Source organism: Loigolactobacillus coryniformis subsp. coryniformis KCTC 3167 = DSM 20001, from assembly GCF_002706425.1.
Classification (GTDB): domain Bacteria; phylum Bacillota; class Bacilli; order Lactobacillales; family Lactobacillaceae; genus Loigolactobacillus; species Loigolactobacillus coryniformis.
Genome location: NZ_CP017713.1, coordinates 2393715 through 2414385, shown reverse-complemented (window position 1 = coordinate 2414385; position 20671 = coordinate 2393715). Strand labels below are relative to the sequence as shown.

Sequence of the window (20671 nt, the reverse complement as noted above, 5' to 3'; positions counted from 1 at the left end):
TATGCTATAATAAATAAAACAACAAAGGTGGTTGCCTTGCATGAGTGAAAAGTATGAATGGCGCAAACAAGAAAAAGCAATTTATCCGACACGACAAAAACCAAGTATCGTTGAACTTAGTCCGCAGAATTTTATCACAATAACTGGCCAGGGTGATCCCAATCAACCAGAATTTAGCCGCCGAATCGCCGCCTTATATGCAATCAGTTATACCATTAAAATGGCGCCGAAAAAGGCGATCAATTTTGCGGGCGCATTTGACTACACCGTGTTTCCTTTGGAAGCTTTCTGGACATTGCCAGCTGGCTTTAGTGGTGAGGTTAAGGATCACAAAGAGATGCTGCAATATAAAATGATGCTAAAACAACCTGAGTTTGTGACGCCAACTGTTTTTGCGCAAGCTAAGGAGTTAGCTGCAGCTAAAATTCCGACTGATTTGGTGCCCAAATTGAATCTAGAAACTATCAGTGAAGGACTAGTGGCAATGCAATTACATGTAGGGCCATTTGATAATGAACCAGCCAGCTTCGCTAAACTGCAAACCTACTTAGATTCAGCCGGCTACCGGCGGACCAGCTTGGCACATAAAGAGATTTATTTATCGGATTTTCGGCGTACCGCGCCGGAAAAACTGAAAACTATTCTGCGGGTCTCTGTGGCTAAAGTGGCCGCTCCAACTGCTTAACGATCGATGGTAATTCAGTTGGCGCCGTTGCAAAAGCACTCGGTACCGCTGCGCTTAATTCATCTTGGGAGCCGAAGCCATAAGTGACGGCAATACTTTGCAGACCATGATCATGGGCCCCATTAATGTCATTTTCGCGATCACCGACCATGACCAAGTTCTGGCCATGCACCAAGCCAGTTTCGGTTTGGGCATAGGCGATAATCTCACTTTTACCAGCGCGGGTTTCATCCATGCTGGCGCCATAAATTGCCGTGAAATATTGACTGAGTGCAAAGTGATCGCTGATCTGTTGTGCGTATAATTCTGGCTTTGACGTGGTGATATAAAGTTGATAATTTTGTTGTAGTTGTGCAAGTGCACTAGGAATTCCAGCATAAACTTTGTTTTCCAGAATGCCTTTATCGGTGTAATACTCGCGGTACGCTAATAAAGCTTGTTGCGCATCAACGGCACTGAGACCACAATACTTTTGGTAAGAAGCCAGTAATGGTGGTCCAATAAATAACTTTAAAGTCGCGTCATCTAATTCTGGTAGCTGTAATTTATTTAATGAGTATTTGATTGAATTAACGATTCCCAACTGTGAATCAGTGAGGGTACCGTCGAGATCGAAGAAAAGTGCTTGTAGCATGCGAAGCCTCCTAAGGTCATGATGAAATAATTATTACGTGTGTCTAATTTCTATTGATTAAGTTTACGCAGGTAACTAAGCGCGTAATATATTTTTGTTTGCTATAATAAGTATACGTGTTTTTTCAGAAATTGGCATAACGTGTTAAACTAATGTAGAGAATATTGGGTGCACTGAATTGAACGGGTGAATGTATCTAAAGTTGTTGATCAGGCTATAGATGATTGACCTTAATTGTGGAATAGGAGTTTTTTTATGAGTTTACCAAGTAGAAATCAATCACGGCGGCAGAATGTGATTGCGGCACCGCCGAAGCGTCATGGTGGTTTGGCGGTACTATTGAGTATTTTAGCGGTGATCAGTTTATTGTTAGCTGTAGGAACTGGCGTCGCTAAGCAGCGTGTTTTTAACGCTGATTATTTAGTGACCGAGTTAGATAAAACTGATGCTGGTAAGCAACTAGCCGAAGTCGCTAATGCTGAGTTGGCTAATGTGGTAACTGATAACGGCTTGCCGAGTAGCATTGCGCCACAAGTGGTAACCGCTAAAACTGCGCAGCAAGATTTGGATCAAACGGTGCGTAATCTGTTGGCAGGAACGAGTCAGCCGGTTTCAGTCAGCCATATTGTTGCGCACACTAAAACTAAGTTGACCTCAAGTTTAAGTCAGCAAAGTGCCGCCTTAGCTGATCTAGGTACGACTAGCACAGCTGTCAATGCGCTGGCTAATACATTGGAGACTCGGCTGACTAAAGAGTTGAATGTTCCGCAAGTGACTCAAGCGACACAAGAAGTTAAGACAGTTCGGAGCCTGGTCACCGGTGTTTTCTGGGGTGCCACGATTTTGACGGTTATACTGCTGCTTGCCTTACTATGGTTGGATCACAACGTTTTCCGTTTTGCTAAGCAGTTTGGTTGGATTGCGTTGGTCAGCGGCGTGATCGTCTTTATCGGTTACTTTGGGGTTTCCGCTGCCGGAATCATAGAAATTGCGGCGATCGCAGCTAAATCGTTTAGTACTGCAGCGGCGGCAATCGGTAATGCGGTATTAAATAGTTATGCCGTACCAAGTTATATCTTGATGGGACTCGGAATTATCGCTTTATTGATCAGTTTGTTAGGCCGTAAACGGCGTAAAAATTAAATAGTTTAGACGGTTGGAGCAGATGCTTTCAAGACGGTCCCTTCTAGGGTGAGGAGGGCTGGCTTGGCGTCTGCTTTTTTGTTGATTATTAGAGGAGGAAGCGAGTATGGCATTTTTAGGTATTTTATGTTTGATCTTGGTCACTACCTTATTAGCCGGACATTTTAGTCGCAAAATTGGCGTACCGGCGGTGATTGGCCAATTATTAGTTGGCATCGTCTTAGGACCGGCGATATTAGGCTGGATCCAGCCAAGCAGTTTTATCCATGATTTTTCCGAAATCGGTGTGATCTTATTGATGTTTATGGCTGGCTTGGAAAGTGACATCGGCTTGTTACGACGGTATTTACGGCCGGGCATCTGGGTTGCACTAGTTGGTGTTGTATTTCCGTTAAGTCTAGTGACTTTAGTCAGTCTTTGGTTCCATTTTTCGTTATTGCTGGCAGTTTTCATGGGTGTCATCTTCACGGCAACCTCGGTTTCGATCTCGGTGGAAGTTCTGCGTGAATTGAAATTGCTGGACAGTAAGGAAGGAACTACGATCTTAGCAGCAGCGGTAGTCGATGATGTTTTAAGCGTGGTTATTTTAAGTGTTTTTGTTAGCTTGAGCGGTGAAAACACTGGTAGCAATACGCCTAGCTTATTAGTGGGCTTCGCTGAACAGATTCTTTACTTTATTGGTATTTATTTCGTGGTCAAATGGATCGCGCCATTTTTGATGCATCTGTCGCAGCGCTTTTTACTTGGCTCAGCAGTAACGATCATGTCGCTAGTCGTTTGCTTAAGTATGGCGTATTTAGCGGATTTGATCGGTTTATCAGCAGTGGTTGGTTCGTTTTTCGCTGGTATTGCGGTTGGACAAACACCTTATAAAGCTGAGATTGATCACAACGTTGAGCCGATAGGGTATGCCGTTTTTATTCCGGTATTCTTTGTTAGCATTGGTTTAGAGATGGACTTTAAAGGGATGAGCTCGGCGCTGTGGTTTATTGTCGCACTGACAATTGTGGCGATTCTGACCAAATTAATTGGTGGTGGACTAGGTGCACGGATCGCTGGCTTCGATCTTGCTAGCAGTTACACGGTTGGTGCGGGGATGGTATCACGGGGCGAGATGGCCTTGATTATTGCACAGATCGGTTATCAGGCTAAACTGATCGTTCCTGAGTATTACTCGGCAACGATCATTGTTATCGTACTGACAACTTTAGCAGCACCATTTTTACTGAAACATGCGGCGGCACGACAGCTGGCAGCAAGTAAATAGAGATACAGATGATAAAAAATCAGCTCAATTTATGCGAGCTGATTTTTAATTCGTAATTATAATATTCAGTAAGTTAAAATCGTTACGAGTTATAGCAACTATGCCATACTAGGTGTGATTAAAATAAGAAGATGAAACTGCGGTTATTGTCATAAAAGTGAATGAAGTGACCCAAATAAGGCAGAAAGGATTCTAGTTAGCAAACAGTAACTGGACTTCTTGCTCTAGTAAATCTAAATTGATCGTCAAATGGCGATTCAAATCTTGAACTAAATTGTAGGCAAACGTGGCTTGTGCATCGGGCGTTTTGAGTTCTCGAGTAAACTCATGTGCGTCAAAATCAAAGTTTTCGAGAATAAAAATATGGTCGCTGACATATTTTAAATTGTTGTCTTTGTGACTCGCGCCGGGCTTTAAGACACTATCGATATAGTGATATAACGTTGGTAGGTCATGATACAATGGTTTAGCCGTGTCGAGTGTTACGTGGAAATTAGTGGCCTGACCGGCTAATTGATCATTAAGCGTCACTTGAGTCAAAGCTTGATAAAGTTTCATTGTGGCACCTGCTTTCAAAATAGTAGTAGCTCATTGAACATTGCGTACGAGCCTAATAAAAATCAACTGTTTATAGACTCATTATATGCAAAACCGGCGGTCACGTACAATTTAAACGTTTGGATGAACAGTCAGTTTCTGTTTAGATTCTATATGAATTATACTAAAATCAGAAAACATGTTAAAATAGAGGTATTGTTCAGAAAGCTATTTTTTTAATAGTTTGAGTATTGGGGATGAATCAGCATGACAATGTTCGTGCTTGTTAGCTTATTGATTGTTGCCGGACTGATTTATTTAACGGCGGCACATCTATTTGCTGGCTTTGTTTCAGTTATTATTTTTCTCGGTGATCTTATTCTCATCGTGAGCGGCGCGTTACTAACGTTTGTGTTACAATTTTGTATTCGTATCAAGCGCTTAGCTGTGCGGGCCAAACAATTCGTACAAAGTGAATCATGAAAGATGATGTAGCGGATCAATTTTTTGATTCGCTACATTTATTATTTAGTGACTAAATGAGATTTATTTTCATTTAGTCACTTTTTATTTATAGGTGCTAAATACCTTATATATGTGATTTATAAAGGCCGATGTACTAGTATAAATCATGTTTTTTTCTGAAAAAACTTGATTATTATGAAAATGACTATTAAAATGAGATAAAAATTAAAATATTCTAATCTTAGCGAACCCGAGGTGGGATTTCATGATAGATCGTGAACAGACCCTCTATGAACCGCGCTATGAGCACGCGGCTTGTGGGATGGGCTTTATTACCCAGGTAACTGGGGAGCGTAGTCATCAGATAATTGAACAAGCGTTGACCATGTTAGCGCGGATGAATCACCGTGGCGGTACTGGGGCTGAGCCTGATACCGGTGATGGTGCTGGTATTTTGATGGCATTACCCGATGCATTTTTTCGCAAATATGCACAAGAACAAGCCTTAACGTTACCGCCAGCTGGTGATTACGCAGTGGGGATGTTCTTTTTGCCCCAGACACCGACTGATAAAGCCGCTGAGTTGACGGCGGTCACAGCTGAGATTGGCCACGCGGGCTTTGCTGTATTGGGAACGCGTGCGGTGCCTTACGTCTACGAAAATTGTGGTCCGACGGCGCAACGCGTTATGCCTGGTTTTGCCCAAGTTTTAGTGGCACGGCCCCATGATATACCAGCGGGGCGGCCATTTGAGGATGCTTTGTATCAATTGCGGCGTCGATTAGAAAAAACGTTTGCGGCGGATGAATTTGCGATTGTCAGCTTGTCTAGCCAAACATTGTGCTATAAAGGTATGTTGCACGCTTATCAAGTTGGGTTATTCTATCCTGATTTACATGATCCGGCGATGCAAACTAATATTGCGTTGATCCATTCACGTTTTTCAACCAATACTTTTCCAAGTTGGGAACGGGCGCAACCATTCCGTTTTCTCGCCCACAACGGCGAGATCAACACGTTAAAAGGTGCTGAAAATTGGATGGCCAGTCACGATATTGAAGTTTATAACGAAGAAGATTCCGATTCAGCTAAGTTGGAAAACTGTTTGGAGTACCTTTATCGCAACGGGCGTGATATTCCGCAAGCGTTGATGATGATGGTTCCGGAAGCTTGGGGTGACGCGGTCAAATTACCTGATGATGAGCGTGCCTTTGACGAATATAACGCCAGTTTTGTTGCGCCTTGGGATGGTCCCGCAGCGTTGTGCTTTACTGATGGGGTACAAGTTGGTGCGGCGTTGGATCGTAATGGTTTACGGCCATCGCGTTATTTACTGACTAAAGATAATTTGTTAGTCGTTGCTTCTGAAGCGGGAACGGTGGATATTGCGCCTGAAGACATTGCTGAAAAGGGTATCCTTGGCCCTGCCGATATGATTTTAGTTGATACTGCTGCGGGACGCTTCTACCACACTGCAGAATTAAAGGCGCATTATGCGCAACAACACCCTTATAGTCAATGGTTGCATGACAATCAGCTGACGCTAAACAGTTTGCCCCAAGCCGATGTGACCGAGAATCTATCACCGGAAGCGTTGCAAACGTTATGGCGGCGTCACGGTTATACCGATGACATTATTCGTGAAGCCATTGTACCGATGGCTAAAAATGGTGAGGAACCAATCATTTCAATGGGATTCGATTCACCACTGGCAGTGTTGTCCGATAAACCCCAATCTTTATTTACTTACTTCAAGCAACAATTTGCTCAAGTCACGAATCCGCCGATCGATGCGATCCGTGAAAAGTTGGTTATCGGGACGGAATTATTTATTGGCCGTGACGCTGATGTGACCACTGATACTGCCGCTAACGCTAAGAAGATCAAGTTAGCGACCCCAATGCTCAGTTCAACTGATTTTGAACGGCTGCGGCATTTGGATATGCCAGATTTTAAGTCAACTGAGATCTCATTATGCTATGACAAAAAAGCACGGCCTAATCGGCTAGAACAGGCCTTGGATAGCTTTTTCCAAACAGCGGAAGCGGCCGTTGATACGGGGACTACATTGTTGATCCTCACCGATCGCGGTGCGACTGAGGATAAATTGATCATTCCAGTTTTACTGGCAGTTGCCGGCTTAAATAATTATTTAGTCGCTAAAGGCAAGCGCGGTCAAGCCTCGCTTATCGTCGACACTGGTGAAGCGTGTGAAGTCCATCATTTTGCTGCATTGATCGGTTATGGGGCATCCGCGATCCATCCATATGGCGCATACGCCACACTCGGTGCTTATCAGTTAGCTGATCATGTGGAAACTTTCCGTCAAGCCTGTGAAAAGGGTATTATCAAGATCATGAGCCGGATGGGCATTTCGACCATTGCGGGTTATCAAGGTGCGCAGTTATTTGAAGCGGTCGGCCTGTCGTCAAAAGTTGTTGAACGCTACTTTACCGGCACACCTAGCCGAATCGGCGGCCTATCCCTAGAACAGATCGAGCAGGAATATTTGGCGCGTTACACTCGTGCTTACGGACCGAAAGCACATGATCCATTACCATCCGGCGGTAGCTTTAAGTTCCGCGCTGAAGGCGAGCACCATTTGTATAATCCCATGACGTTATATAAATTCCAACAGGCTGTACGTGGTGGCAACTACAAGTTGTATCAAGAATACGCCAAGGAAATGCATGAAGAGGAGTTAGCCAGTCCGACAACGTTACGTTCATTGTGGACGATCAGTTCGACTAAGTCGCCGGTGCCGTTAAGTGAGGTTGAGCCAGTCAGTGCGATCGTTAAACGCTTTAAGTCAGGGGCGATGAGTTATGGCTCATTATCTGAAGAAGCCCACGAAACAATTGCGGCAGCGATGAATGCGTTAGGCGCTAAAAGTAACTCTGGTGAAGGTGGCGAACAGCGGGAACGCTTCAAGCCGCGAGCGGATGGTCGTAACTTAAATAGCAAGATCAAGCAAGTCGCATCGGCGCGGTTTGGCGTAAATACTGAATATTTGATGAGTGCTGAAGAAATTCAGATCAAAATGGCCCAAGGCGCTAAGCCAGGTGAAGGCGGTCAATTACCGGGATTGAAGAACTATCCGTGGGTCGCGGCAATCCGTGGCTCGGTGCCTGGTGTGCGTTTGATTTCACCGCCACCGCATCATGATATTTATTCAATCGAAGATTTGAAGCAATTGATCTTTGATTTGAAGCAAGTCAATCCGCACGCCAAAGTGACGGTTAAATTAGTTGCTAGCACGGGTGTCGGCACGATTGCCACTGGGGTAGTCAAAGCTGGTGCCGATAAAGTCGTGATCTCGGGTTACGATGGCGGCACAGGCGCAGCCCCACGGAACTCAGTACGTGACGCGGGCTTACCGTGGGAAATGGGACTTGCTGAAGCTCATCAAACCCTAGCCTTAAATCGTTTGCGGCAGCGAGCAACCTTGGAAACCGATGGTAAATTAATGACGGGCCGTGATATTGCTGTTGCGATTATGCTTGGTGCTGAAGAGTTTAGCTTTGCGCAATTAACGCTGGCGTCAATTGGCTGCATCATGATGCGGGTCTGCAGTTTGAATACTTGTCCCACTGGGATTGCGACGCAGAATCCAGCCCTACGTAAGTTCTTTGCTGGTAAGCCAGAACATGTGATGAACTGCATGCGTTATTTGGCCCAAGATCTGCGTGAACAAATGGCGACTTTAGGTTATCGGACCGTTGACGAAATGGTTGGTCATACTGAACATTTACAACCGAAATTTGTGGCTAAAGGTAAAGCTAAATCATTGGACTTCAGCCGTATTTTGAGCACATCGATCGGCATTGAGCGTAAGTCAAATGAGCCATTAGCGACACCGGCACAACAGCCAGAATTAGATGCATTTGCGACGCAGGCACTGCAGGAAGTCAAGTCGACTGAACTTAGCGCACCGATCAATAATGTGATGCGGACAGTTGGCGGTAGTATTAGCGGTTGGATTGCTGAACGCTTTGGTAATCAAACGTTGCCAGCTGGGCGGATCAGTTATCAATATACTGGGGTCGCTGGTCAAAGTTTTGGCGCTTTTATGACGCAAGGGCTAGAGCTGAAATTAGTCGGTGAGGCTAATGATTATGTGGGTAAAGGTTTGAGCGGCGGTCGTTTGATCGTGCAAGCACCAGCTAAAGCTCAGCAGCTATACAGTACCACACCGATCGTTGGTAATGTTGCTTGCTTTGGCGCCACATCCGGTGAGGCCTTCTTTAATGGTCGCGCGGGTGAGCGTTTCTGTGTGCGTAATTCAGGCGCTGATGTTGTTGTTGAGGGCATTGGTGATCATGGTTGCGAATATATGACTGCCGGTACAGTGGTTGTTTTAGGTAGTACCGGACGTAATTTTGGTGCTGGGATGTCTGGCGGGGTCGCCTATGTTTACGACCCAACGGCTAAGTTTGCGGCTAACTGTAATCTGGAAATGGTTGAGCTATTTCCAGTGGGTGCAACTGGCGACGACAGTATCTTGAAGAAATTGTTGGAGAAACACGTTTATTATACGGAGTCGACTAAAGCCAAGGTAATTTTGGCGGACTGGGAAAACGAGCGACAACATTTTGTTAAAGTTTACCCACAAGACTTCCGTCATATGAACGAAATTATGGCGGAATTAGCTGCCCAAGGAACACCAAAGGCACAGTTGGCCGAAAAAGCCTTTGCAATCGCCACTGGCGAGACGATTTAGATAGGAAGGAGTGAATAGAATATGGCTGATCCATTTGGTTTTATGAAATACCCCCGCCGTAACGATACGTATCGACCGATTTTTGAGCGGGTACACGATTTTAAAGCGCTAGAAGAAACCTTGCCTGAGGAAGAACGTCGGCGTCAGGCCGCTCGCTGTATGAACTGTGGCGTTCCTCATTGTCATTCTGGCTTTTTCTACGGTGGTGGGCGCGCGGTTGGCGGCTGTCCCAATGATAACTTGATTCCGGAATGGAATGATTTGATCTATCGTGCCGAGGACAAAAAGGCGTTTGAACGGTTGACACTGACTAATTCACTACCTGATTTCACTGGTAATGTATGCCCAGCACCATGTGAAGTGTCCTGTAATGAAGCATTAAACGGCCAGGGAATCACAATTCGTAATAACGAACGCTTCATCATCGAGCAAGCCTTTAAGCATGGCTGGGTCAAAAAAAGTGGCCTACCGGTTAGCCGAAATGGCATCGAAGTTGCCGTGGTTGGTAGCGGCCCAGCAGGCTTAGCAGCTGCTTGGCGGTTGAACCAGCTCGGTTACAGTGTGACCGTTTTTGAAGGTAGCGACCGTCCGGGTGGTCTAGCGATGTACGGCATTCCGAATATGAAATTACCGAAAACGATTGTTGAGCGGCGAATCAATTTGATGAAAGAAGTCGGCATCAAGTTTGTCGTTAATACAACGGTCGGTAAGGATATTACCGCTGACGAATTACGGCAGCAATTTACCCGCGTGATCTTGGCGATCGGTGCAGGTGTAGCGCGCGATCTTAAAGCACCAGGCCGCGAACTAAATGGGGTTCAACTGGCGGTTGACTTTTTGACCACAGCGACTAAGGCCGTCGTGGCTAATGGTACTGCGGCAACACAGCGTTTAGCCGGTAAAAAAGTCGTCGTGATTGGCGGTGGCGATACTGGTAATGACTGCATCGCCACTGCGGTGCGGCAAGGTGCGGCCGACGTTAAGCAGTTGGAGATCACTGCGGCAGCACCGGCTGAGCGTAGTGCGGATAATCCCTGGCCCGAATGGCCGCGGGTAACCAAGTATGGCTACGGTCAGGCAGAAGCACAGGAATTATTTGGTGATGTGATCACACAATACGAAACTACGGCAACCACCTTTAATGGTACCGATGGTCAGGTGACTAGTTTAACTACCAGCAAAGTTAAACAGTTTCAGCCGATTGCGGGCACGGAGCAAGAAATGTCGGCTGATCTAGTATTATTGGCACTTGGTTTCACTGGTGCGGCAACGGATGTATTTGATCAATTTGGCGTTAACGAAATTTACGATGGCTATAATACCAACGTTGATCAAGTCTATGTTGCTGGTGATGCCCGGCGTGGTCCTAGTCTAGTGATCTGGGCGATCCGCGAAGGCCGTCTTTGTGCCGAAGCTGTGGCTCAGTCGATCACAGCCGTTGTGGCCGCACAAGCTTAGTACTAATTATCTAGCAAAAGCTGTATCCAGTAATTTTGGATGCGGCTTTTTTGTTGTATTGTTTTTGAGGGTCAGGTTTCAATTCAGTACGGGAAAAGTAACAAAAAAGGATGCACCCATAATTTATAGGCACATCCATAGATTTAAGCTATTTTAAACGATCGCTGGTTTTGCTCCGTTGTGATCACTGGTGTTACGCTGGCACCGCGATAAATAAACGCAGTGGTGAAGCGGCACTAGTTGTTTCACAAGTTTGAAAGGAAATACCGCCAGTAACACGGTGGGATAACAATACATTGTAGGCGCTGTTGTAGTCGACCCAGGGTAGCACTTCGGAGATACGATAAGCCTGTCCATTAACGTATACCGTTGCGCCGACAGTTGCTGAACTAATGTAATTATGGGCAGTACCTTGATATTCAATCAAGTAATGATTGGCTAACTGGCTCCATGAATAAACATTACCGTCAGCAGGAACGTGACCTGAACCAGAAAATGAAACAATCGGGAAATCGACCCCACCTAGAGTGAATCCTGAATGCGTAACTGGTGTAGTTGATTGTGCGGTTGTCGTGTTTTGCGTTTCCGCTACAGTTGAAGTAGTCGCTTGACTGGCTACTTGTTCTGTTGATTCTGCTGTTTGCGTAGCAGGAGTGCTGGCACTTGCCTGACTTGTGGCCGCCTGATCAACAGTTTGCTTGGTTATGGATTTTTTATTGCTGATTTTCTTGGTTGTTATCTTTTTGTCACTAATTCGCTGCGCCTGGAAGCTATCATTTTGGGCGGCGACATTTGAATTATGCAATAATAGCGGCATTAGCAATGCGAGTAAGACAAAATGTGTTGTGGCCAAGTGTTTACGAGTGCAGAAAGCCCTTATTGATAGGGATGCTGGGTGTATGAGTGCGGTACGTGTGATCAAAGTTACAAACAATAGTAATAAGATGATGCTGGTGATCCAGAAAAACATTTTAATAATTTACTCCTAACTAACTATGGCTATTCGCCAAGTTACTAAACCAAGAAAAAGGTCAACCTATATACCCTACAAGCCTTTGCGGACGATGTTAATGGTTTTCTGAAAATAAATTGAAATATCGAATGCTTTCTGAAAACTGTTTTAACTAGAAAAAGCGTACCCAGAAAACCAAATTTGATTTTTCTAAGTACGCTTTTTTAGATACATGCAAGCACGTAAAATAGAACTTATTTAGTTGCTTGCCAATCATTGACTGCCTTAGCTGCCAAAGCTAAGCTGAGGACTGCATCCTTAGCTAATGTCTTTTGGACTTGTGCATGATCTAAACGATCAGTTGCCCCGATGACTTCTAAGCCATAAGTTAAAATATGCAAATCGGTTTGTACATCATAGCCGGTGCTGTAGGCGTCTTCGTGGGCGTAAGTGTAACGCAAGTCGCCGGCACTAAGCTCACCATCAGTATGGGTCACGATGATTCGATCTTGCAGCTCGCCTAATGGCTTTTTGCCATCTTGCAGAGTTAAGAGATGATCAGATTCTTGTTCATAATAATCATCTTCACTGATCGTAAAGTAATCTTGTACTGGTTTAGCCAAGATAGCTAATTGATCAAGCGCTGCATAAATAGTTTGGGGATCAAATTTTTCTTCGCCGATTTTGATTTTGTCGTTATGTGCTTCTAAGTAATCTGCTAATTGGCTTAATGTTTGAGTTGCCATTGAATAACCTCATTTTCTACTGAATATAAAGTAAGTTTACCTGATTTAGGGCGAATTGTTAAATTTAAATCGAAAAAAACAGTTCCAGCAGCATAAAATAGCTACCAGAACTATTCATTAATCATCAACGACAACATAGGTTACGTCTAGTGGACCGTGAACGCCAGTGACTAATTGCATTTCAATATCACCAGAGTTTGAGGGGCCAGTGATAAAATGAATCGCTGAACTATCTAAGCGGCCTGCTTGGCGTTCTTGTTCATACCAGGCAACGGCTTGGGTCGAGCGTGCCACGATACGTGAACGGGGAACGATGCTGAGGTAATGAGTCGGCAAGAAATGCAGGGCACGCCCTTGACCAGGATTAGTACTGACCGTGATCGTTCCTGATTCAGCTAATAGAAAATCAGCAAAGCTAAGACTAATATTTGCCATTTCCGCAGCTTTTAAATTAGTTGCTCGCTCTGCTTCGGGCTGCCAGTAATTGACTGTTTCAGTTGCAGCAATACTAGCTTGCCAGTCGGTTAAATTATAGTCAGCAAAATGTTCACTAGTTGGTAGCAATAGTGGTCCACCGCCTTTACTAGCCACATAATCGGTTAGTAGTTGGGGTAATTCCACTGCCGCTACTTCATAGAAAGTAACCGGTAATGCTTCGCTAGTTTTTCGCGCTAAAGCCAGCAGCTCAGCAGGAGTTTTATCACTAAGCGTTTGTTGCGGCAGATCGTTGAGTTGCTGATAAGGGTGATCCGCTAATTGGTGGCGGGGTTGACCTAAGCGTTCAGCCAAATGGTCTAAGAATTTATCGCGATTTTGAATCGTCATTTGGGCGCACCTCCTTGCTGCTTATGTTGTTTGAACCAAACACGGAAATCATCACGATGCTTTGGTGGTGCTGGTAAATCACGAACATCGGTCCAACCGCCGACCATCCCGGGGCCTTTAGTGATCATTGCGCCGTTATACGCAAAGAAATTAGTCGCGGTAACTGGTTTTTGGTGTGTCCATGGCGACAAGCCAAAATGCTTGAAGCGTAGCGCCGCCTTAAATAGAAACGGTGAGGCCGTGCCTTTACCGACCACGCGCATTTGGAAATCGTTGAAACCATGCATCATTTTCAGACGATCCGTTTCGACTTCACGATGTTTGATCAATAAATTATGCAGTGGGATCAATACGGGGCAGGTTTCGGTACAAGCAGCACATAAGCTGGAGGCAAAAGGCAGCTCACCGAATTGTTCATAGCCACCTAAAATTGGCGATAAGACAGCACCAACTGGGCCAGGGTATAACGAACCATAGCCATGACCACCAATTTGCCGATAAACTGGGCAAACGTTAAGGCAAGCACCACAACGGATGCATTGCAGGATTTCTTGAAATTCGGTGCCTAAAGCTTTCGAACGATTATTATCGAGCACGACAACATAAAAGTTTTCTGGTCCATCACTTTCACCAACACTTTGCTGGCCTTCAAAAGTCACATAAGTGGTCAATTTTTGGCCAACTGCTGAACGAGCCAACATATTATCCAAAATTTCGGCTTCTTTCATGCTGGGTACCAAACGTTCCATTCCCATCACCACGATCTGTGTTTTCGGGATCGAATCAGCTAAGTCGGCGTTGCCTTCGTTGGTATCTAGGTTAATAATGCCGGAATCAGCGATTGCAAAGTTGCAGCCAGTGATGCCAACGTCAGCTTCCAAAAAGCGTTGGCGCAGATATTTACGAGCAAAGCGTGCCATGTGCTCTGGATCATTGTCACCGTCGTAACCTAATTTCTTAAAAATCGTTTGGACTTGATTACGATCTTTGTGGATAGCGGGAAAGACGATGTGTGATGGTTCATCCCAGTCGTCTTCCTGCAAAATAAATTCAGCTAAATCTGTTTCTAAAATTGAAACGTCCGGTAATGCTTGCAGTTTTTTGTCTAAATCGAGTTCAGCGGTGACCATGGACTTTGATTTGACCACGTGATGGCCATTTTGTTCCTTGATCACGTTTAAAATAAAGTCATTGGCTTCTTCAGTGGTTTGGGCAAAAAAAACATTACCACCGCGCTTCTCAACATTATCACTAAATTCTTCCAGATAGTCCGGTAAGTACTGGATCACGTGTTGGCGGATCGATTGCCCTAGTTTACGCCAATCCTGCCAATGGCCAAGCTCAGCGCGGGCATTTTCACGCTTATTGTATTGTGTATCCTGTGCTTTGGCGATTGAAGCGTGGGCAAATTGATCCTTCGCTGACGCTGCAATACGTTCTTTAAATGGTAAAGTACTTGTTTTAAGTCCCATGATAATAACCTCCTGACTTCCAAGTTAAGGGAATGGCGCCGGCGCTGGGGTAGCGACTTCGCTAACTTTTTTGATCCGACTTTCGTCAACGTTGTGGTTCAGCACCTCAGCAATATGCATGATTTTCATTGGCTTGCCTAAACGATTGAAACGACCGCCGATATTCATTAAGCAGCCAGGATCGCAGGAAATCAGAACTTGGGCCCCAGTTTCCTCGATGTGCTTCACTTTAGAAGTGACCATTAATTCGGAGATCTCGTGTTCCTTAACTGAGAAAGTACCACCAAAACCGCAACAATATTGAATACCTTGTAACTGCCGCATTTCTAAGCCCTTAACATTTTCCAATAACCAGAATGGTGTTTCCCGCTCACCTAATAACCGCGTCATGTGGCAGGATCGATGGTAAGTGGCGATCGTATTCAGCTCGGCACCGCAATCGGCAATGCCTAAAACACGCCAAATAAATTGGGAAAACTCAAAAGTTTTTGCGGCCAATATTTTGGCTTGCGCCATGTATTCGCCGGTTGGATCAGTGGTGTCATCGGCTAATAAATCAGGATATTCTTTTAAAATAGCAGTGCAGGAGCCAGCGGGGCAGACAATATAATCACAATCGATTGCTGACAAAGCATCGATTTGATTATGCATAACCGACCAACTAGCTTCAACGTAGCCAGAGTTAAACGTTGGTTGACCACAACAGATCTGATTTTCCGGAACATCAACGGTACAACCCAAGCGTTCCAGTACTTCGACCATATCTTTACCAACTTGTGGGAACATTAGATCCATCATACAAGTGGTGAATATGCTGACCTTCATAAGAGAAGCCTCCTTAGCTAAGTGATAATGATTATCATTTAATAACTTTAACTATCTACGCCCTTAGTATAGGTCATTTAATCTAAAAAAGAAAAGGGTTTCTCTTGACAAATGAGTCTTGCACTTAGTCTCTTAATTAAGACTAAAAAGTTGTTACGACAGTATTTAGGTAAATTAAAACACCAAAAAGCAGCACTTTTTGGTGTTTTAGAATTAGGGATTGCCCTAGTTATTGTGAAAAAATTATACTTCTTCTTGAGCTGATACGTGGGTCACCTCAGGTGTCGGTACAGCAAAGTTCATATTTTTAGTGAGATTAGAGATGTAGCGTAAACCGCGTTGGCGAATATTCGTTGCAGCTGCTTGATCATCGTTACTTTCAAAGCCACAATTTAAGCATTTAAACGTGTGTAGTTCTTTTTGCCGATTGCCAGCGCTGGTAAAGCCGCAGTTAGGGCAGATGATTGACGTTTCGTTATTAGGAACTTGAATAATGGCGGCATTTTGGCCGACTAATTCAAATAAGATCGTGAATAATGCTTTGTAGAAATAATCAGGACTCAAAATAATATTAGGTGTTTTGTTGACGTCCAAACTAGGATGGAGCTCGGTCACATAAATGACGTCATCCCCATAATGCTCAATCAATTGATTGACAATTTTACGGCAAGATTTAAGGACATAACGTTTTAACATGTAGGATAAGCGGGTCAATTCAACGTCATCATCTAACGTCTGGGTTTGCCGTTGTAATTGGCGAATCTCGTGTTGGTAATCGAGAATATGTTTTGAGATCACGGAACCAGGTACTTGTAATAAATTATCGGCACCATCAGTGGCGGTGATCATATTGATCTTGCCGTAGTCTAAACCGACCACCCGATAGCGACGGCCTGATTCTACTAAGTTTTTGATCAATTCATCGGCTTCACGTGGACCAGGTAATGGCTTTGTTGCTGCCGCACTGGCTACGTGACTGGGGGTACTATAAGTCGTGGTGCTACTAACGGCGATCGAATCAGCCTGACTATTAGCTGAGTTGGCAACTGTGCTGTTGTCAATAGCTGTTGTTTGACTTGTTGGTGTGGCTACATGGCTATTGGCGCTGGCATGGCTACTAGTAGGCGCGTTATGACTACTTGCACTTGGCTTAGCGTGACTGCTAGTAGCTACCCTAGCATGGCTGCTAGCTGCCGGTTTGGCCGAATTATGCTTGGTCGCACTAGTTGCAGTTGTCGCAGATCTAGCTGCGCGTGCACTAGTCGCTGACTTGGGCCATGTTGCGTTACTGGTCGCCTTTTTTGGTGCTGGCGTTGATTCTGCTTCATTTGTTTCAGGTAAAAGTAGTTGAATGCCTTGATTGGGATTCTGTCCCGGTAACATCAGGATCCAACCGTCATCGCGCAAAGTCATCAACCAACCACGTTTCGGGGTACTGAAGATTTTTTCACTGGACTGTTTCGGCGCTAAAAATAAAGTATAAGAGTCGAGTTTGTTCAGTTGCAACAGTAATTCCTGTGGTTCGCCGTCGTGTACGTTCAAAGTGGTCCGTGCGAAGACGACGAAACTGTTGTCGGGGATAGCCGTGATATGCTCGTTACGGAAGATATCCATCATTACATTAATGGTCGCTTGCGACATTTGTCGTTTGATGCCGACCCGTTGATTCAACTTCTGGTACAGATTACCTTTATCCGTACCGCGGTTGATCATGGCAACGGCTCGTTTTTGGATCAAATTCTGACGATTGATCAAACGGCGAATCTCGTTGCTATTTTGAAATTTTTTAAATGCCAAATAATTTGGCTCCTTTCGTTGTTCGATTTTACATGTAAACGTTACGAACCAACACTATCATACCGCATTTAATTAAAGTTGAATAGCGGTAGTCACTCAGACTGCGGTATGATGAAGATAAACTTAAAATTTTAAAGGGTGATCATGATGAAATTTATAACAAAAGATCGAGTGAGTTTAGATTATACTGATCAAGGTACCGGGCAGCCGGTAGTGATTTTGACCGGGTTAGGCGGCGTCAAAGAAATTTGGCGACAGCAGATCAGTGCGCTGTTAGCCGCTGGGTATCGGGTGGTCAACCTAGATTGCCGTAATCAAGGGCAATCAGAACACACTGCTAAAGGGTTACGAATCAGCCGCCATGCCCAAGATTTGGCTGAATTGATTGCCGCCTTAAAGCTAGAACAGGTTATTTTGGTGGGTAATTCGATGGGCGCAGCCACGATTTTTGCCTATGTGTCACTTTATGGCACGCAAAATATCACTAAAATCATTGATGTTGATCAATCACCGCAAATGATCAATACGGTCGAATGGCCTTACGGGTTTAAACAATTAGCTTGGGATAATTTTTATACTTATTTACAACTACCGATGGGACGGTCAACCTTTAAGCATATTGATGACGAAACCTATAAGCAAATTCGGCCGATTCAGCAGGCTTATCCCTATGATGCGGAATTGAATTTGCCATTTTTAGTCGACCATGCCATGCAAAATTGGCGTGACGTGATTGCTGATCTGCAGTGTCCCATTTTATTTGTTGCCGGCGGCGAAAGCCCGTATTTTGACTCAAAATTTGCTTCTACAGCAGCGGCGTTAGCACCATTTGGGCAAGCTAAAGTGATCGCTGACAGCGGCCATATTGTGATGGCTGAGCAGTCAGGAGCATTTAATCAAGTACTGTTGGCATTTTTGGCGCAATAGGAAAATAAAACATCCCGTGGAAAGCAGTAACTTTCTGCGGGATGTTTTAAGTTAATGGCAATAGGACTTTGATTGAAAACCAATTGTCTTTTACACCAACAGTTAGGGAACCGTTGTACTTATTAGCAATATAATCGATACTCTTTAAACCGTAGCCATGCTGTTGTTGATCAGATTTTGTGGTTTTAGGTAGGCCGCCTTCAAATGATGGTGGTGCTTCAACGTAGTTTTCTAGAGAAAAAAGAATAAAATTTGCTTTTTGGGCGATTCGTAAATTGATCAAGCGTTTTTCAGTGTCAGCAATTTTTAAGCTCGATTCAATGGCATTATCTAATGCGTTACCCAATAAACTACATAAATCCATAGTTTCGATCATATTCAACAGTGCACCATCAGCAATACAGGTAAATGTGATTTTGTTCTGAATGCAGTAAGTATTTTTACGGGTTAAGATGACATCTGCTATTGCGTTACCGGTTTTAACCGCTGATCTATATTGCGTGATTCCTTTGCGCAATTGACTAAGGTAAATTTTTCTTTTGTCAGCATCATCTTCTAAAGCTAAGACATCTAGTTGATGCTTTAAATCGTGAAACCGTTGGTTAACTAATTGACTACTTTCCCTATAAGCTTGATATTGCTCATACTGTGATTGGAACATGTTGTTGATTGCAGTCAGATCACCCTTTAAAAAGCTTTCGTAGCGTTGATTTTCTTGTAGTTTCAATAATAATATTCCGCAAAGATCAATAAACGTTCGCATCATGAAAATCGTAACCGAATCACCTAAGTTAAGAAATGTATTGGTCAATGCAAAGCCCAAATTACTGATCATAAAGACCATGCTGGCAGTAACGATGGCACTAATGACTTCGCGTTTTTTTATATTAAGCAAAGCGTATTGATATTTAGGCTTTTTTTCTAGTTTGAAAAAAGTGATGAATAGCAGCACGTAGCAACTAAACATAAAAATCAGTTCATTCCATTGTGGCAATTTTAGCTGCAACAACAGATAACAATATAATTGCCAAGATAGTGAGGCCCAGAATTCAGCTAAAATAAAGGCTTTACTTAAATGGTATAGCTTCACTGATAGATTGACTTTTTCACTCCAATATAGAGTAAGAAACATCCATAGTAAGTTGACTAACATACCGAATACCCAATACCAAAGTGGCCAAAAGCCAACTATTATTTGTAGAAAGATTTGACCAATACCTAAAGCAATAATAGCTAGATGATTGATACGTCGTTTACTTGGTTTTAAACGAAAAATAAGAAGCATACACGCCAGCCACTCTGCAATTCCGGTATAAAAACGTGGAATGTTAGGCAGAATTGTTGCCAAATTAGATCATCTCCGATCCTAAATAATCAGTTAATGCGGCCATAAAGGCTTTTTTTCGTGGTCGGCTAATCTGTAGTTTATCTGGTCCTACTTCAGCAATATTACCATTAATTGCCTTAACGTGACCGAGATTAACCAAATAGCCGTTGTTGCAACGGTAGAAATGATCTGGTTTTAATTCACGTTCAATATTTTTCATTGTATCTAGTATATCAATCGTGCCATCGATTGTATGAAAGTGTAAATAGTGGCCCTCACTTTCAACGTAATAAAGATTATCAAGGATAATTTTTCGCAAACCGTTACTGCTTTTAAGGGTTAACGTTTTTTGATGCTTTGCGAGCTGGTGGCATATTTTCTTAAAATGCTCTTGAAAATTAAAATAGGTTAGTGGCTTAAGTAAAAAATCCAAAGCATGAACGGAGTAGCCTTCGACTGCCCATTGAACATAATTCGTTAAAAAGACGATAATTACATTATCATCAATTTGACGTATTTTTTTTGCAGCCGTCATACCATCCATAAGCGGCATTTGGACATCAAAATAGATAACATCAAAATTACTGTGGTATTGGTCGACAATTTGTAAACCATTATTAAAAATTGTTGGCTCAATGGCAATATTATTTTCGATTGCGTATTTATTTAATAAAGTTAGTAAGCTATTTTGTTCTTGTTGGTTGTCCTCAACAATTGCAATGCGCAAGTTTATCACCTCTTTAGTCAATCTCAATTATAACGAATAAAGTCGGGGAGCGAAATAGAGGGTTTCTGACAAGGTATGAACGATATCTTGCAGTTTATGCAATTAGGCTTTTAAAGCGTTCACATAGTTGTTAACTTTAAAATAAGCCATACCAATGGAGGACA

General features: G+C 43.7%; 17 protein-coding genes. 7 read left to right on the top strand and 10 right to left on the bottom strand.

All coding sequences use genetic code 11. The features are described from left to right. The first annotated feature begins 40 nt into the window (after positions 1 to 40). Positions 41 to 685, top strand: a complete 645-nt coding sequence (locus tag LC20001_RS11845) for a GyrI-like domain-containing protein (protein ID WP_010012077.1) — start codon at positions 41 to 43, stop codon at positions 683 to 685. On the opposite strand, the gene LC20001_RS11840 is transcribed toward LC20001_RS11845, so the two are convergent. Then, positions 660 to 1319: an HAD-IA family hydrolase gene (locus tag LC20001_RS11840; protein WP_010012076.1), complete on the bottom strand. Its 660-nt coding sequence runs from the start codon at positions 1317 to 1319 to the stop codon at positions 660 to 662. The two genes, LC20001_RS11845 and LC20001_RS11840, sit on opposite strands and share 26 nt — an antisense overlap. Before the next feature lie 255 nt (positions 1320 to 1574). Here LC20001_RS11840 and LC20001_RS11835 point away from each other — a divergent pair, with 255 nt between their 5' ends. Then, positions 1575 to 2462, top strand: coding sequence for a hypothetical protein (locus LC20001_RS11835; RefSeq protein WP_010012075.1), 888 nt, complete (start codon positions 1575 to 1577; stop codon positions 2460 to 2462). A 106-nt stretch (positions 2463 to 2568) separates the two neighbouring features. Next, the gene (locus tag LC20001_RS11830; RefSeq protein ID WP_003677459.1) at positions 2569 to 3729 is read left to right on the top strand and encodes a cation:proton antiporter; all 1161 of its coding nucleotides are present in this window, start codon (positions 2569 to 2571) and stop codon (positions 3727 to 3729) included. A 192-nt stretch (positions 3730 to 3921) separates the two neighbouring features. Here LC20001_RS11830 and LC20001_RS11825 read toward each other — a convergent pair whose 3' ends face one another. After that, positions 3922 to 4287, bottom strand: coding sequence for a hypothetical protein (locus tag LC20001_RS11825; protein WP_003677462.1), 366 nt, complete (start codon positions 4285 to 4287; stop codon positions 3922 to 3924). 246 nt (positions 4288 to 4533) lie between these two features. On the opposite strand from LC20001_RS11825, the gene LC20001_RS11820 reads away from it, so the two are divergent. The 3 genes from LC20001_RS11820 to LC20001_RS11810 all read left to right on the top strand — a co-directional run bounded on the left by LC20001_RS11820 (position 4534) and on the right by LC20001_RS11810 (position 10909). Next, complete coding sequence (locus tag LC20001_RS11820; protein ID WP_010012073.1) at positions 4534 to 4749, top strand: hypothetical protein; 216 nt, start codon at positions 4534 to 4536, stop codon at positions 4747 to 4749. A gap of 247 nt (positions 4750 to 4996) precedes the next feature. Next, positions 4997 to 9451 (top strand): glutamate synthase large subunit, encoded by a 4455-nt coding sequence (gltB, locus tag LC20001_RS11815; RefSeq protein ID WP_010012071.1) that lies wholly within the window; start codon positions 4997 to 4999, stop codon positions 9449 to 9451. Between the two features lie 21 nt (positions 9452 to 9472). Further along, entirely contained in the window at positions 9473 to 10909 is a 1437-nt protein-coding gene (locus LC20001_RS11810) for a glutamate synthase subunit beta (protein WP_010012070.1), read from the top strand. Positions 10910 to 11102: 193 nt separating this feature from the next. On the opposite strand, the gene LC20001_RS11805 is transcribed toward LC20001_RS11810, so the two are convergent. The 6 genes from LC20001_RS11805 to LC20001_RS11780 form a co-directional block, all read right to left on the bottom strand. Beyond that, a complete protein-coding gene (locus tag LC20001_RS11805) occupies positions 11103 to 11762 on the bottom strand; it encodes an RAD23 family protein (protein ID WP_225358720.1) in 660 nt (219 codons plus the stop codon). Positions 11763 to 12115: 353 nt separating this feature from the next. Further along, positions 12116 to 12607 carry a hypothetical protein gene (locus tag LC20001_RS11800; protein WP_003678827.1) on the bottom strand — a complete coding sequence of 164 codons (492 nt, stop codon included), beginning with the start codon at positions 12605 to 12607 and terminating at the stop codon, positions 12116 to 12118. A gap of 117 nt (positions 12608 to 12724) precedes the next feature. Beyond that, positions 12725 to 13432: a LutC/YkgG family protein gene (locus LC20001_RS11795; RefSeq protein ID WP_010012068.1), complete on the bottom strand. Its 708-nt coding sequence runs from the start codon at positions 13430 to 13432 to the stop codon at positions 12725 to 12727. Continuing rightward, entirely contained in the window at positions 13429 to 14904 is a 1476-nt protein-coding gene (locus LC20001_RS11790) for a LutB/LldF family L-lactate oxidation iron-sulfur protein (protein WP_003678831.1), read from the bottom strand. Before LC20001_RS11790 ends, LC20001_RS11795 begins: the two co-directional genes overlap by 4 nt. Before the next feature lie 24 nt (positions 14905 to 14928). After that, positions 14929 to 15729, bottom strand: a complete 801-nt coding sequence (locus LC20001_RS11785; protein ID WP_010012066.1) for a (Fe-S)-binding protein — start codon at positions 15727 to 15729, stop codon at positions 14929 to 14931. Between the two features lie 243 nt (positions 15730 to 15972). Continuing rightward, a complete protein-coding gene (locus tag LC20001_RS11780) occupies positions 15973 to 17526 on the bottom strand; it encodes a zinc ribbon domain-containing protein (protein ID WP_010012065.1) in 1554 nt (517 codons plus the stop codon). A gap of 147 nt (positions 17527 to 17673) precedes the next feature. Between LC20001_RS11780 and LC20001_RS11775 the strand changes: the two genes are divergently transcribed. Further along, entirely contained in the window at positions 17674 to 18453 is a 780-nt protein-coding gene (locus tag LC20001_RS11775) for an alpha/beta fold hydrolase (protein ID WP_003678834.1), read from the top strand. A 46-nt stretch (positions 18454 to 18499) separates the two neighbouring features. Here the strand turns inward: LC20001_RS11775 and LC20001_RS11770 are convergent, their stop codons facing one another. Together LC20001_RS11770 and LC20001_RS11765 are read right to left on the bottom strand one after the other, a co-directional pair. Next, positions 18500 to 19738 carry an ATP-binding protein gene (locus LC20001_RS11770; protein WP_056943252.1) on the bottom strand — a complete coding sequence of 413 codons (1239 nt, stop codon included), beginning with the start codon at positions 19736 to 19738 and terminating at the stop codon, positions 18500 to 18502. Between the two features lie 64 nt (positions 19739 to 19802). Next, positions 19803 to 20516 (bottom strand): LytR/AlgR family response regulator transcription factor, encoded by a 714-nt coding sequence (locus LC20001_RS11765; protein WP_235804439.1) that lies wholly within the window; start codon positions 20514 to 20516, stop codon positions 19803 to 19805. Positions 20517 to 20671: the final 155 nt, after the last annotated feature.